Annotated in this window: 12 protein-coding genes; 8 read left to right on the plus strand and 4 right to left on the minus strand. The window is 49.6% G+C overall.

All coding sequences use genetic code 11. The annotated features are described in order from the left end of the window. The 7 genes from F1593_RS00640 to F1593_RS00670 all read left to right on the plus strand — a co-directional run bounded on the left by F1593_RS00640 (window position 1) and on the right by F1593_RS00670 (window position 9256). Entirely contained in the window at window positions 1-1404 is a 1404-nt protein-coding gene (locus F1593_RS00640; protein WP_149399262.1) for a S53 family peptidase, read from the plus strand. A gap of 196 nt (window positions 1405-1600) precedes the next feature. Further along, window positions 1601-3067 carry an IS66 family transposase gene (gene tnpC, locus F1593_RS00645; RefSeq protein ID WP_149399264.1) on the plus strand — a complete coding sequence of 489 codons (1467 nt, stop codon included), beginning with the start codon at window positions 1601-1603 and terminating at the stop codon, window positions 3065-3067. Between the two features lie 147 nt (window positions 3068-3214). Next, the gene (gene gcvT / locus F1593_RS00650; RefSeq protein ID WP_149399478.1) at window positions 3215-4333 is read left to right on the plus strand and encodes a glycine cleavage system aminomethyltransferase GcvT; all 1119 of its coding nucleotides are present in this window, start codon (window positions 3215-3217) and stop codon (window positions 4331-4333) included. A gap of 66 nt (window positions 4334-4399) precedes the next feature. Continuing rightward, window positions 4400-4786 carry a glycine cleavage system protein GcvH gene (gene gcvH / locus F1593_RS00655; protein ID WP_371873768.1) on the plus strand — a complete coding sequence of 129 codons (387 nt, stop codon included), beginning with the start codon at window positions 4400-4402 and terminating at the stop codon, window positions 4784-4786. A gap of 809 nt (window positions 4787-5595) precedes the next feature. Beyond that, window positions 5596-6948, plus strand: coding sequence for an aminomethyl-transferring glycine dehydrogenase subunit GcvPA (gcvPA, locus tag F1593_RS00660; RefSeq protein ID WP_149399269.1), 1353 nt, complete (start codon window positions 5596-5598; stop codon window positions 6946-6948). Then, window positions 6945-8429, plus strand: coding sequence for an aminomethyl-transferring glycine dehydrogenase subunit GcvPB (gene gcvPB, locus F1593_RS00665; RefSeq protein WP_149399271.1), 1485 nt, complete (start codon window positions 6945-6947; stop codon window positions 8427-8429). The genes gcvPA and gcvPB overlap by 4 nt, the downstream gene beginning before the upstream one ends. Window positions 8430-8656: 227 nt before the next feature. Beyond that, entirely contained in the window at window positions 8657-9256 is a 600-nt protein-coding gene (locus F1593_RS00670) for a methyltransferase family protein (RefSeq protein WP_172631759.1), read from the plus strand. Between the two features lie 31 nt (window positions 9257-9287). Here F1593_RS00670 and F1593_RS28125 read toward each other — a convergent pair whose 3' ends face one another. Together F1593_RS28125 and F1593_RS00675 are read right to left on the minus strand one after the other, a co-directional pair. Beyond that, window positions 9288-9452, minus strand: a complete 165-nt coding sequence (locus F1593_RS28125) for a hypothetical protein (protein WP_172631760.1) — start codon at window positions 9450-9452, stop codon at window positions 9288-9290. 239 nt (window positions 9453-9691) lie between these two features. Continuing rightward, on the minus strand, window positions 9692-10069 hold the full coding sequence (locus F1593_RS00675; protein WP_149399275.1) for a response regulator: 378 nt from the start codon (window positions 10067-10069) through the stop codon (window positions 9692-9694). A gap of 672 nt (window positions 10070-10741) precedes the next feature. Between F1593_RS00675 and F1593_RS00680 the strand changes: the two genes are divergently transcribed. Then, on the plus strand, window positions 10742-11518 hold the full coding sequence (locus F1593_RS00680; RefSeq protein WP_149399277.1) for an SDR family oxidoreductase: 777 nt from the start codon (window positions 10742-10744) through the stop codon (window positions 11516-11518). Between the two features lie 111 nt (window positions 11519-11629). Here the strand turns inward: F1593_RS00680 and F1593_RS00685 are convergent, their stop codons facing one another. Beyond that, window positions 11630-13381 carry a dynamin family protein gene (locus F1593_RS00685; RefSeq protein ID WP_149399279.1) on the minus strand — a complete coding sequence of 584 codons (1752 nt, stop codon included), beginning with the start codon at window positions 13379-13381 and terminating at the stop codon, window positions 11630-11632. 66 nt (window positions 13382-13447) lie between these two features. Beyond that, the gene (locus tag F1593_RS00690; protein WP_149399281.1) at window positions 13448-14425 is read right to left on the minus strand and encodes a diacylglycerol/lipid kinase family protein; all 978 of its coding nucleotides are present in this window, start codon (window positions 14423-14425) and stop codon (window positions 13448-13450) included. Between the last annotated feature and the right edge of the window lie 150 nt (window positions 14426-14575).

The raw sequence follows: 14575 nt of genomic DNA on the forward strand, positions 1-14575 counted from the left end.
ATGCTGGAATACGCTCTTTCCCGTCACCTCGTCATAAGTGCCGTTATCTGCCTGATGCTGTTTAGTGGCTTGACAACGTTGCTCTCTCTCTGCGTTGAGGAAACCACTATCCATACGCATATGCGCCCAGAGAGCGTCAGGATTGCGCCTCAATATAGCTATATCGGGCAGCTTCATGATCAAAAGTACAAATGCCAATCCAATACCTCACCCCATAAATGTTATGGTGTACAACAGATCTATACAGCGTATAGTATTGCTCCCCTGTTACAACAGGGCATTACTGGCAAAGGGCGCACTATTGTCATCCTAGACGCCTATCAAGCTCCTGATTTAGCAAAGGATATGGCGGCCTTCAATCAACGCTTTGCCGTACAGTCCGCGCCTCTCACGGTTATCGCCCCCTACGGTGTCCCCACATGGAATGCCAGGAGTCCAACCCAGATCAACTGGTCCGGTGAAATCACATTGGACGTTGAGTGGGCGCATGCGATTGCTCCCGGAGCGCGAATTGTACTGGTTGAGGCCAAAAGCGACGACGATAGCGATCTCGTGCATGTTCTCAACTATGCCATCGACCATAATCTGGGTGATGTCATTTCTATGAGCTTTGGCGAAGAGGAAAACTGCCCCACATCCCAATGGAAAGAAGCCTGGCACAAAGCCTTTTATGCCGCCAGCCGCAAAGAAATAACCTTGCTGGCCTCGGCTGGCGATACAGGAACGGCTCAACAGACCTGTGATGGGAATGCCTGGCTCAAAGGAGTATCCATTCCCGCCGCCGATCCATTAGTCACAGGCATAGGCGGCACCACACTCGATGCAGATGCCATTACAGGACAATACCATAATGAAGTAACCTGGAGTGAGCCCACCAAAAATGAAGCAACTGGTGGCGGTTTCAGTAAGCTGATCAGTATGCCATTCTATCAACAACTTATATCTGATAGCAAGCATGGACGCGCCCTACCCGATGTTGCCTATGATGCTTCTCCACTCCACGGCGTCATCAGTGTCTGGTCGGAAGGCAAAAAAGGGCCGGGCGGCATCTATGAATTTGGAGGAACCAGTGCTGGCGCACCACAATGGGCAGGACTGATTGCGCTCGCCGATCAATATGGCAACCGACGCATCGGCTTTATCAACTCCGCCCTCTATGTCATCGGGCAGTCCAGCACGCTTTACGCAGCCGCTTTTCACGATATCGTCAGTGGTTCCAATACTTTACCCTTAATGAATAACCATCATCTCATCACAGTCTTCCAGGGAAATACAGCCGGTCCAGGCTGGGATGCCACCACAGGCTGGGGTTCACCTATTGCCGCACAACTGATCCCCATGCTCTCCTATCTCACTCTGGCCCATAACGGCGCATACGCCGACCTGCAAGACAGCATACACTGATCCTGGATGTATTAATTGTATATTTTTGATATAGATATCGAAAAACGTAGGCATCGACCTGCACTGCGCTCCATGCGATGCCTAATTTTTCCTGCATCTTATCAGTTTTCGTGGATTGCTCGTCTTTAAAACTGAAAATTTAGTAACTACTTAGGTCTTGTAGAGGTAGGCTAGACAAAGCTGGTAAACTAAAAGTATGACAGAAGAAGAGGTAAGAAAACAGGGAGAAGAGCTCAGAGACCTCAAGGAGCAACTGGCAAAAAAAGATCAGCGAATTGAGGAACTCGAAGCCTATTTGATGCGGGCGTTACTCCGTATTGAAGAGCTCGAAAGACGGCTGGGGAAAGATAGCCATAATAGTAGCAAACCTCCATCCAGTGATGGCTTGGGGCGTAAACCTGGCAAAGCAAGGAAAAAGAGTGAAAAACGTTCGGGTGGGCAAAAAGGACATCAGGGAACCTCACTCTTGCAGGTTCGCACTCCAGATGAAATACGTTCTCATCGCCCCACCCATTGTGAAGTCTGCCAGTTTGATTTGCAGCAGGAAGTCGGTCGTGTGAAAGAGCGGCGCCAGATACATGATATCCCAGAGATCCGCCTCCACGTGAGAGAACATCACGTGGAAGAAATCTGTTGTCCCGCCTGCCAGCATCTCACGCGAGCACGTTTTCCGGCGGGGGTAGATGCTCCAGCGCAATACGGTCCCAATGTGCAAGCGTTGGCGGTGTATCTGTCGCAATTTCAGCTGCTCCCCATGGCACGGACCTGTGAGGTGCTCGAAGATCTCTGCCAGTGCCATCTTTCAGAAGCGAGCTTGGTGAATTGGATTGGAGAAGCTGCCACCCACTTAGAGCCAACCATTCAACGTCTCAAAGCCTTGTTCATCAGTGGCAAGTTCCAGCATGCCGATGAAACGGGAATACGTGTTAAGGGTCTTTTGCATTGGGTGCATGTGAATGCAACCCAGTGGCTAACCCTCTATAGCTGGCATCGGAAACGAGGGCACGAGGCATTGGAAAGTATTGGGATCTGGCCGCAGTTTCAAGGTCGAGCGATGCATGATCGTTGGTCCAGTTACGATCGCTATTCATGCACTCATAGCCTCTGTGGAGCCCATCTCCTTCGAGATTGCTTGTATGTGGCAGAGCAAGAAAAGCAGCCATGGGCACAAAGCATGTTCGACCTCCTGCTTGCCATGAACAAGGCGGCGGAGTACTGGCGTACCCAAGGAGCTAAAGCCATCCCAAAGGCGGAACGAGATGACTGGATCGCTCGCTATTTTGCAACGCTTGCTTCTGGATTGAGCAGATATACGGCACAGGCACCTCCTATCGACGACCGGATACCAAAGAAGGTTGGTCGCAAGAAACAAGACGCCTCCAAAAATCTGCTTGATGCCCTTTTATACCGAGCAGAAAATATCCTGTATTTCTTGGACGACCTTTCCGTGCCCTTTACGAACAACCAGGCAGAGAGAGATCTTCGGATGATCAAAGTGCAGCAAAAGATTTCTGGGACCTTCCGCAGTCCTGAAGGTGCGACCGCCTTTTGCATCATCCGAAGTTACCTTGCAACGATGCGTAAACAAGGTCGTTCCATGATGGAAGCCATGGCTGCAGTTTTTACTGGTACGCCTTTCCCCGTCGCATGGGCACCTGAGTAGTTACAAAATTTATTGTGATCGCCAGAAAAATCTGATATAGTGAACGGGTACAATTTTATTTCCTACTTCCGTTCGCTGCGCCGTTTGTGGTGAGGCTGAAGTAGTTCCGTCTGTTGAAGCGCACTGGAGCATTTGTTAATGACCGAGATGACTACACACGACAGTGCCAACTCACAACTCAAACGTACTCCTCTCTATGAGAAGCATCGTGCCCTGGGAGCGCGTCTGGTTGAGTTTGGTGGTTGGGAGATGCCGGTACAATACAGTGGTATTTTAGATGAACATCAGGCAGTTCGTACCCGCGCGGGCCTCTTCGATGTTTGTCACATGGGCGAGTTTAAGGTTGAGGGAGAGGATGCTCTGGCGTTTCTCCAATATCTTGTGCCCAATGATGTTTCCCGTCTGGCTATCCATCAAGCACTCTATACACAGTTCTGTCTTCCCAATGGAAATGTAATCGATGATTTGCTGATCTATTATCTGGCAGAGAATCATTATATGCTGGTCGTAAATGCAGCCAACATTGAGAAAGACTTTGCCTGGGTGGAGGGTCAAGCGCAGCAATTCCAGCGCGTTTCAATCTCCAATCAATCAGACACCACGGCCCTGATTGCCTTGCAGGGTCCGCAGGCACAGGCTATTTTGCAACCGCTCACAGAGACAGACCTGGCTGGTATACGCTATTACCATTTTGCCTCCGGACAGGTGGGTGAAATCCATTGTCTTATTTCGCGCACAGGCTATACTGGCGAGGATGGTCTGGAGTTGTATTGTGCCTCGGTCGATGCGCCCGCCTTGTGGGATGCACTCCTGACGGCTGGTAAACCATTGGGATTGCTCCCTGCTGGCCTGGGTGCCCGTGATACCTTGCGTCTGGAGGCTGGTCTCTGTCTGTATGGTCATGAATTGGACGAGCAGACTAATCCATTGGAGGCCCGTCTGGGATGGACAGTGAAACTGGCAAAGAGTCCCTTCATTGGAAGTGAAACCTTGCAGAAAGTCAAAGCTGAAGGCCCACAGCGTCAATTGATTGGTATCCAATTGCTCGAACGCGGTGTGCCGCGTGGTGGATATGCCCTTTACGCAGGTGAGCAGCAGATCGGAAGCTTAACCAGTGGTGCACCTGGCCCAACGGTGCAAAAGAGCATTGGCATGGGCTATGTCGAAACACCGTATGCACAGGTTGGCAACCAGATCTCTGTAGATATCCGTGGCAAGCGTGTACCTGCTCAGATTGTGGCCTTGCCCTTTTATAAGCGACAATAAGAAGTACATCCACGACAATAAAACAACAACCGTCCTGATGAAGGGAGATAGAGAACAATGGCTAGCCTGAATCATCCTGGCAACCTCAAATATAGTAAAACCGACGAATGGGTACGTGTAGAGGGCGACGAAGCAATCATTGGCATCACCGATTACGCCCAGGATCAACTCGGAGATATCGTCTATGTCGAATTACCCTGGGAAAGCGGTCAAGAGATCGCCTTCGAAGAAAAGTTCGGCGACATCGAATCGGTCAAAGCCACCTCTGAACTGGTTTCACCGCTATCCGGTAATGTAGTCAGCGCCAACGAAGACCTCAAAGAAAATCCGGAATACATCAACGATTATCCCTATGACAAAGGCTGGATGTTACGCATCAAATTTTCCGACGCCTCCCAATTGGATGCATTGCTGGACGTCGATCAATACCTGGAATACGTACAAGGTCGCTAAACATTTTTAACACATACAGCCACTAAAAAGCTTTAGCAAACACGGCCGCCAATCTTTTTAACAAACATGGCCGCCAATCTTTTTAACAAACACGGCCGCCAATCTTTTTAACAAACATGGCCGCCAATCTTTTTAACAAACATGGCCGCCAATCTTTTTAACAAACATGGCCGCCAATCTTTTTAACAAACATGGCCGCCAATCTTTTTAACAAACATGGCCGCCAATCTTTTTAATTATATGTTGTGCATAAAACGTTCAAAGAACGTTTTATGCACAACATATAATTAAATTCTCGCCCGCATAGCGGGCGAACCCTCATACAGGCACCGCCAAAGAGAAGTAATATGGGCAGTTTGTCCATATTACTTCTCTTTGGATATAGCCCTTTTGGATATAGGGCGGCTGTATGCGCTATAATGATAGCAACCATTGAAGAACAGACATAGTATTCCACCCGGTCAAATGGGAGGAATCGGCCGCGCAACAGCGGCAATTCTGATGGCAATTCAATCACTGCATACTATGCACTTTTTTTCTTTTGGCTCGCGATGTATCACGATACCTGTGTGGAAACTGGCTATGGCTGCATTTTACTATGCAAGCGCCCCACCCACGTTGCTGTCTTCCTCATGATCCTGATCTATAAGGTATGCCGCAAGAGGTAGGTACTCAAATACTCCATCGTAGTAAAAGAATGTCTGTACTAAAGTTATGCTGATCTGGTTATATTCTAGTGGCCTCCATAGGTGTATCTTCTCTAACGATGCCTATGGAAGAGTCGCTAAACCCATGGGAGAGTTCACTTAATGAGCTATGTGCCAAATACGCAAGAAGAGCAGCAGGCGATGTTAGAACGGCTGGGCCTCTCTTCGCTAGAGGATTTATTGACGCCCGTTCCCGCCGAAGTACGCTTACCGGAGGCGCTGGATCTGCCTTCCGCCTTGCCTGAACCGGATTTAAAACGCTTGATGATCCGCATGGCGGCAAAAAATAAAAGCCTGGATACAAATATCTCATTTCTTGGCGCCGGGACGTACGACCGTTCTATTCCCAGTGTTGTGCCGCACCTGCAAAAACGTTCTGAATTCGTGACTTCTTATACGCCCTACCAACCAGAAGTCAGCCAGGGCATGCTTCAGGCGACCTATGAATTTCAGACGATGGTCTGTCAGGTGACGGGGATGGATATTGCAAATGCCTCGCTCTATGATGGCTCGACGGCTGTGGTAGAGGCTGTCTTGATGGCACTTGGCCCTGGTGGTCGCGGCGAAATCGTGATGTCGGCCGGTGTTGATCCACAATATCGCCGGGTACTACAGACCTATGCTTTTTCGCGTGGCTTTACACTCAAAGAAGTGTCCATTGAAAATGGTGTGACCTCGCTTGAGGATCTTAAGGCTTCCGTGAACAAAAATACAGCAGCCGTTGTGATACAGCAGCCGAATTTTTTTGGCTGCCTTGAGGATATGCAGGCCATTGAGCCAATCGCACATCAGGGTAAGACGCTGTTTGTCTCGGTGATAACAGAACCGGCATCCCTGGCAGCCCTGGCAACTCCAGGTATGTACAATGCCGATATCGCGGTAGGCGAAATGATGAGCTTCGGCAATACGATGAGCTATGGTGGCCCCGCGCTGGGCTTTATCGCATCCAAACAGAAATTTATGCGCCTCTTACCCGGTCGTCTGGTTGGTCAGACAATTGAAGAAGGTCCAAGTAAACAGACAGGCTATGTGCTGACGTTGCAGACACGCGAGCAACACATTCGACGTGAGCGCGCTACCTCAAACATTTGCACCAATCAATCCTTGTTAGCGGTTGGAGCCACCATCTATCTGGCGGCTTTAGGTAAGCAAGGATTCCGCGAATTGGGTGAGCTCTGCCTTCAGAAATCTCACTACGCATTCCGACAGATCACAGCCATCCCTGGCTTTACAGCCGCCTTCAACGGACCCTTCTTTGACGAATTTGTCATCAAGAGTCCTGTATCGATCCAGAAATTAGAGCAAGCCTTTGAGCAGGCTGATATTATTGGCGGCTATCCACTCGGCGAGAGCTACGCTGGAATGGATGATTGTATGCTCTTCTGTGTGACAGAGACGCGTACAAAAGAAGATATTGATACTCTGGTCAATGTGTTGAAAGAGGTGCAGGCATGAGCGTAGAGTCATTGATTTTTGAGAAGGGTACGCCGGGACGACGAGCAGCCACCATGCCAAGCATGGATGTTCCAACCGAATCATTAGAGAGCCTGATCCCCGCCTCTTTGTTACGCAAGGAACCAGCTCCTTTACCCGAGGTCAGTGAGATCGAGGTGGTACGCCATTATACCCATCTCTCACAACGCAACTTCGGCGTGGACACAGGATTTTATCCACTGGGCTCCTGTACCATGAAGTACAATCCCAAAGTAAATGAGGATATGGCCGCGCTCCCGGGCTTCGCGCATGTCCATCCCTTACAGCCAGCCAGAACGGTACAGGGCGCAATCCAATTGATTTATGAATTGGAACGCTATCTGGCTGAGATCTCCAGTATGGCACGTGTGACATTACAACCGTCAGCGGGTGCCCACGGCGAACTAACTGGATTGATGTTGATCAAAGCTTACCATCAGCATCAGGGCCAGGGAGAGCGCAATATCGTCCTTATTCCAGATAATGCCCACGGCACAAATCCCGCCAGTTCAACCCTGGCCGATTACAAGGTCGTCGAAATCAAGACGGATAGTCAGACGGGCGGTATCAATATTGAGGGCCTAAAAGCCGTTCTGGAGGCGCATGGAGATCATGTAGCGGCCATCATGCTGACCAATCCCAATACCCTGGGTCTCTTCGATGCCAGAATTGCTGAGATTGGTCGAATGATCCATGCCGTCGGTGGACAATTGTATTATGACGGCGCCAACGCCAATGCAGTGATGGGTATTACGCGTCCCGGCGATATGGGTTTCGATGTCGTCCACTTTAATCTCCACAAAACCTGTAGTACACCGCATGGTGGTGGTGGTCCTGGTGCAGGCCCTATCGGAGTTAAAGAGCATCTGGTCCCCTTCTTGCCGGGACCCTTGCCCGCAAAGAATGCACAGGGCTACTATTGGGAGGATGCCGGTCCGTTATCGATTGGGAAAGTACGTGCCAACCTGGGCAACTTTGGTGTCCTGGTACGTGCCTATACCTACATCCGCTTTAACGGTCCTGATGGTCTGCGTCATGTCTCTGAAAGCGCCATCCTCAACGCCAACTATCTGCGACATGAACTGGCTGAGGATTATGAGATCGCGTATCCATTGATCTGTCAGCACGAGTTTGTAGCCACGGCACGCAAACAAAAAGAAGAGAGCGGTGTCACGGCAACCGATATTGCCAAACGCCTGCTAGACTTTGGCATGTACGCCCCCACTGTCTACTTCCCTTTGATTGTACCTGAAGCTATGATGATTGAGCCTACCGAGACCGAAACACGAGAATCGCTCGACCAGTTTGTAAGCGTCATGCATCAGATCGCCGAAGAGGCGCGGACAAATCCAGAGCTTGTCAAAACAGCTCCCCATACCACCGTTGTAGGTCGTTTGGATCAGGCTCTGGCTGCCCGCAAGCCTAACCTGCGCTGGCAAATCGGCCAGGAAATAACCCACTAAGGCGTTGACGCGCCTGTGTGCTTTTTAGTAGTGTTGCATAGAGTGTTTGCAGAACATTCTATGCAACACTACTAAAATTTTTTGAGCACCCTGGCTGAGAAAACTCATGCATGAGCATTGGTATAAATGTTCCTGGAAAAAGCGCTCTCCATCTGATATACTTCCTCTACGAGCTGTAAATTGCCTTCGCGCTGAACAAAGCTCGATAAACTGGTAGGATGTGGAACATGCAACCGCTTTTCACTCAGAATCTTCTGTTTCGGAATGTTTTCCTGGGCGGTTTTGTCATCTGGGTGGTAATGGAAACGATCCTGGGGATCAGGCAACTCGCACACCTCCATGCTGGTGCCCAGCTCCAAGATAAAGGATCGCGGGTGGTCGTCGGTGTGACGTTCGCGCTCGGCATCATTCTCTGCTTGCAGTTACCCCACGTTGTTCCTGCTGCCGCCATCACGAGCGCGAGCAGTTTCATCTCCTGGTCAGGCCTTGCCCTGATCTATGCCGGTCTCGCTTTCCGTCTCTATGCCATCAAAGTGCTTGGTCGTTATTTCACTCCCAGCGTGGCGGTTGTCACTGATCAGCAAGTAGTAGAAGACGGACCATACAAGCTCATTCGCCATCCCGCTTATACCGGCTTGCTCATCATGTTCCTCGGATTCGGACTCAGCTCCACCAACTGGTTGAGTCTGCTGGCTCTAATGGGATGCGCGCTAATTGGCCTGAGCTACCGTATCCATGTGGAAGAACGCGTCCTTCAAGAGCATCTGGGCCAGCGATATCAGGAGTATATGCAGCGCACGAAACGGCTCATCCCTTTTATGCTGTGAAGCAACGGCAATGCAACGTAAAAATCATCGTTCATGTTATTTTCTCCTTCACATTTCGACTCCAGGTAGGTTGGATCTGGACCACGGTGGCGATTTCTCCGCTCTCGGCTTGCGCGAAGAACGGGCGGAAGAACTCTTTCTCTTCGTTCAGGGTCAGATACTGATGCCGACGACCTCCCTTCCCTGGAGTTTCCACAGCGGCCCCTCATCCGGTTGTACGTGGAGATCACCTCATGGACTGTAGCTTTACTGACCCCACAAGGCCCGGCAATCTCTTCCGCCTTCCGCGGCTCTATCAGCGCATAGACAGTTGACGGGAAATGTGAGACAAAAGGGAATGCCTGTTGCTACAAGTGCCTGCCCATCTGTCCAGGTAAGCAAATCAAAAGATCGGCTTCTTATCTGTTGCAAGAAGCCGATCTTTTTTGTCGTCACTTAAATATTCAGGGATTGGGATGAGGAGAGATGTTTAGCGACAATATCAATCAATGCATCGACATCAAAAGGCTTTTCAAGAAAATCATCAGCACCACCCGCTGCAGCCACTTTATCCGCATCCGCATGGGCCGAAAGCATAATTACTGGAATATCTTTCGTGGTTGCATTGCTTTTCAGCGACTTACAAATATCTCGTCCATCATCGCCGGATAGTAGCACATCCAACAGAATAAGATCCGGAAGATCATCCGTCAAATTTTGCAGGTTATCTCTATTGTTCGCCGTGCGAACAACATATCCCTCACCCTCCAATACAATTTGTATAACTTCGACAATCCCCTCATCATCGTCAACAACCAGGATGTGGTGTCCCATGTATCTATCTCCTTAAAAAGCGGCTGAACGCTCTTTCTTCTTTACGAGCGCGCCGTGGTAACGAGATGGAGCAAGGTTCCCAGTACCCTATTCCTCTCCTGGCACTATTTTATCACTGCGACGCTGTTCATTTTGTATGTATGTGAAGATGGGTAGCTACATCAGGCCAGCCTACAGCTTTTCATTGTTCATTCTGAGTAACTACAAATTACATGCTACACATATATTCGCAGGTCAATAGAAATAGTTTCGCAACAGAATAAATATGTATGTGATGACATACATATAGTATGCATAGACAAAAAGCGCCTGCCCACCTGCGCTAAAGTCTGTTATTGCCAGTTGTATACTTGCTTCTTACAAAGTGTTTGATTCCCATGGTCTTCGCCATCCTGGCGCATGAGTTTTCGCACCTGCGGTGCTCAAAACTGTTTTTATTATGTGATGTAGAAAAGGTTCGAAGAACCTTTTCTACATCACATAATAAAAAGGGCGCAGGCGCGCATGCGCCTGCCAGCAGGTGAGCAGCAAGATCCCGCTGGTGATGGGAATCAAACACTTTGTTTGACATTCATTGCGCTATCTTTTTTATTTATGGGTATATTGCTGTATTCTTTTATTGTAATATACGCTGCATTTATACTGATATTTATTTTCTTGAAGGAGATTTGTATGGGAGAGACAAAACAGCCAAAAACTGCTTTGATTACTGGTGGATCACGTGGAATTGGAGCAGCGACGGTCCTTGCTATGGCTGAGCGTGGATATGATGTGTCCTTCACGTATCGTAATAAGGTGGCACGGGCCAATGAGGTTGTCTCTCAGGCGACGCAGCGAGGCGTCCAGGCTCTGGCGATAGGTTGTGATATTACGCATGCTGATGAGCGTACACAGCTCTTTGCTCAATTACAGGGATGGCATACACAACTTGATGTGTTGATTTTGAATGCATCCGGTGGCCTGGAGAAGGATGCTCTGGCGCTCGATCCCGAGTATCCCTTGCATATCAATCGAGATGCTCAGGTTGCTCTGGTTGATCTGGCTCTTCCACTGATGCAGCAAGGAGGAGTGATTGTCTTTATTACCAGCCACTGGGCTCATCTTTATGGGCACGATATTCAACAGATTCCGGCCTATGAGCCTGTCGCGGCTTCAAAATATGCTGGCGAACAGGCTTTACGCGCACGCCAGCAGGAGTTTGCCGCACGGAATATTCGTCTGGTAGTCGTGACCGGGGATTTAATTGATGGCACGATTACGCCCAAATTATTGGAGCGTGCGGCTCCAGGCCTCTCTGCCAACCGTTCCTCATTAGTGGGCGCACTCCCTACAGCAACTGACATGGGTGAAGCCATTGCGGTTGCTGCTACAGATTCCTCGCTGCCCGATGGGCATACCATTGTCATTGGTGGATCATTGGAATCATTGCTTGCTGAACGGGTATCTTAAGTTCCATCCCTGCTTTGTTTGTCCGTTGCCAGGTAAGAGACTGACTTGTTTGTTTGTCTCTTGACCTGGCTTCATCGATGATTTTTGCCAGTGCGCGTCTCCTCTTTGGTCTTAGCTTTGCTCAATTTTTTGCTTCAGCGTTTCAATAGTGGTATCCAATTGGCTGATACGCGCCTGCATGTCTGATGTTTTCAGTTGCTCTAAGCGGACAAAGCGCGTATAGGGAGCTATGGCCTCTTCGATGCGGCTGACCGAGTTATGTAACTCTTTCTGAAACTGATCCTTCATTGCATCCAATAGACGCTGTTGGAGTTCTAACATCTTCTCATCAAACGCTCTTTTGGCCTGTTTGCGGCGTAGTGGGATAATGCCATAACCAATCAATAGCAATCCAAGGCCGGCGATTACACCGGTCACATCGGCGGCCAGCGTACCCATAAAAGCGACAATCAACGCACCCAGACCGATACCACCCGCGCCTGTAATCACTGCCTGTGCGACGGTATTGCGCATATCCTGCGAGAGTTGGATAGATTCGGCTTCCTGATCATAACTATTGACGACGCCTGTCACAGTATGGGCAACAGATTGTAAAAGCATACGGCGATTATAATCAAACTGTTTACTAACCGTGCCAATCATCTTGTCCTCGCGGCGCAGGCTGACTTCACGGCGGCGATCCAGATATTCCATAACATTTTGCCAGAAGCGATGTTCTTGCTCGACCATCCAATCGATCATTTCTTGTACAGAGCCTTCAATGCGGACGGCACTATCCCCAAGTACTTCTTGTTCAAACTCTCGCCGAATGCGCTCTCCCTGTACAAGATCGAGGACGCGGCGCAGACGAATCGTATCCTCAAAAAAGTCATCGCCCCGTTTGCGCATCTCAAGCACCACATTACTGATCTCGCTTAAACGATGGGTAAAATTGCGTTGCATGTCATCGGAATATAGTTCCAACTGGTCATCAATATTGCTGACGGTGCGCGCATCTTCCGCCAGGAGTTTGGCCCGGGCCTCGACTGATGTATGGGTTTGCTGGAGCAGGCGTTGCATCACGCCCAGAGGACTGAGCAATTTCAAGCGTACACGCTCTTCCGCATCCAGAGTTTCAAACAGGTAGGCTTCGAGCAGGCCGAAGCGGCTCTGTTCCCAGAGCTCAACCGCCTGATGTCCCATGGCCGAACGTGCCTGTTGCGCCTGTAACGCCGAGACAGGGATGAGTTCGGGCTGGAAGCCCAGCAGTTGCTGACAATTATGGTGTATAAAGGTGGTGATTTTATTAAGCCCGGCAGGCGTACGCAGCATATCAATTTTATTCAGCACGATCACGATTTTTTTACCCCAGGCACGAATATGCTCCAGGAAGATTTTTTCACTCTGCGTGAAGGGGCGGTCGACCGATGTGACAAAGATGATGAGGTCACTGCGTGGGACGAACTCTTCGGTCAGCCGTTGATGTTCCTGGAGTACTGCGTTGACGCCAGGGGTATCGACGATACTGATGTCGCGTAGAAAATCGGCGGGATAGGTTAGCTCTAAAATATCCTGTGTTTGCGTGTGCCGGGTTTGTTCTTCTCCATACCTGAGAATGTTGATTTGATGAGTGGTTGGGACGACTCCTTCTTCCAGTACATCGTTATGCAGCAGAGCGTTGATACAGGCTGATTTACCTGCATTGAACTCGCCAACGATGACTAATAGGAAGAGGTCATCCAGGGTTGCTGTGATCTGGCGGAGCGTATGCTCAAATGGTTCTCCACCTTCAAAGTTTTCCAGGCAGCTAGCCAGATCGACGGCGATATTTTTTTCTTGCTGAAGCAGGATACGTTGTTGGTCCTGTAAGATTGCTTTTGCCATGCTCGCTTCTCCTCTGTGGGACCAGCGTGTTATTGCGGATCATCGGCCCACTGTATCTATAGTACGTTAGTGGGACGCCTGAGAGAACAAATCTGGCGCTAATCTGGTGGGCACGACTACTTTGAGTGCCCTGGGGACCACGCTTATAATCGTTGGATGTTCGTTTGTGCTGGTATGCCCCATTGGTTCGCCATCAATCTGAATCGCAATGGGATAATTGGTATAGAGTTTGATGGTGTCACTGGTTCCACTGCGTATCCATTGCGTGCGACGTGGATGCCGGAGAAGAAAGTCTACAATGACAGCCACGCGTCTGAATAAACTTTGTTTACGAATCACACACACATCCAATAAGCCATCGTCACATTTGGCAAGCCAGGTATACTTCAGGGCACCACCGTAGAGCTGTGTGTTGCCTATAATCACCTGTAAGGCGTTGGCCTTGATGCTTTGCTGACCCATTTCGATTGTTGTGTGAAAGGCGGGATAGCGTGCGCCCCACCATGCGGCAACCAGTAGATATCCAAGTACGCCCAGATGTTTGACGGGACGTTTCTCGACCGATTGAGTGACTTCTCCATCCAATCCTATACCGACCATAAGCAGAAAATAGTGGTCATTAATTTTTCCCAGATCGATAGAGCGTATTTGTCCATTGAGCAAGACATCGCAGGCTCCATGCAAATCAAGCGGAATGCCAGCTTCTCTGGCCCAGACATTGACAGTCCCACCGGGTAAAACACCAAGGGCAGTCTCGCTACCCGCCAGCTCTTGAATAATTTCGTGGATTGTGCCATCTCCCCCAATGGCAACCACGATATCGATGTGCTGCTGTACGGCTACGCGGGTCAGACGTCTGGCATCGCCGCTGGCCTGCGTGAGTTTGAGTTCTGCCTGCCAGCCCTGCTTTTGCAGAGTGGCAAGTATATTTGTGATTTGATGGGCGTGAAATACATAGCTACCTGCGGTAGGATTAGCGATGAGAATAGCGGTTGGCGATTGTTTTTCCATGGATGAGCCAGGTTCGTCTATGATTTCTTGCATGTTGAACCTCTTACGGATGTCACAGTCTGGTGCTGATGCGTCAATATATTCACGCTTATAAACTTGCTGAGGGGACAGTTGTCTGTCTGCTGGCACAATTCATTTGTGTCCCATCCCACAATGTTTTCATAAGAGGGGCACAAATAGAAG

It is taken from the genome of Dictyobacter arantiisoli (genome assembly GCF_008326305.1).
Lineage (GTDB): Bacteria > Chloroflexota > Ktedonobacteria > Ktedonobacterales > Ktedonobacteraceae > Dictyobacter > Dictyobacter arantiisoli.

Coding starts and splice junctions, on each gene's coding strand:
- F1593_RS00640 (WP_149399262.1), top strand. CDS start 1: ATGCTGGAATACGCTCTTTCCCGTCACCTCGTCATAAGTGCCGTTATC.
- tnpC (WP_149399264.1), top strand. CDS start 1,601: ATGACAGAAGAAGAGGTAAGAAAACAGGGAGAAGAGCTCAGAGACCTC.
- gcvT (WP_149399478.1), top strand. CDS start 3,215: ATGACTACACACGACAGTGCCAACTCACAACTCAAACGTACTCCTCTC.
- gcvPA (WP_149399269.1), top strand. CDS start 5,596: ATGAGCTATGTGCCAAATACGCAAGAAGAGCAGCAGGCGATGTTAGAA.
- gcvPB (WP_149399271.1), top strand. CDS start 6,945: ATGAGCGTAGAGTCATTGATTTTTGAGAAGGGTACGCCGGGACGACGA.
- F1593_RS00670 (WP_172631759.1), top strand. CDS start 8,657: ATGCAACCGCTTTTCACTCAGAATCTTCTGTTTCGGAATGTTTTCCTG.
- F1593_RS00675 (WP_149399275.1), bottom strand. CDS start 10,069: ATGGGACACCACATCCTGGTTGTTGACGATGATGAGGGGATTGTCGAA.
- F1593_RS00680 (WP_149399277.1), top strand. CDS start 10,742: ATGGGAGAGACAAAACAGCCAAAAACTGCTTTGATTACTGGTGGATCA.
- F1593_RS00685 (WP_149399279.1), bottom strand. CDS start 13,381: ATGGCAAAAGCAATCTTACAGGACCAACAACGTATCCTGCTTCAGCAA.
- F1593_RS00690 (WP_149399281.1), bottom strand. CDS start 14,425: ATGCAAGAAATCATAGACGAACCTGGCTCATCCATGGAAAAACAATCG.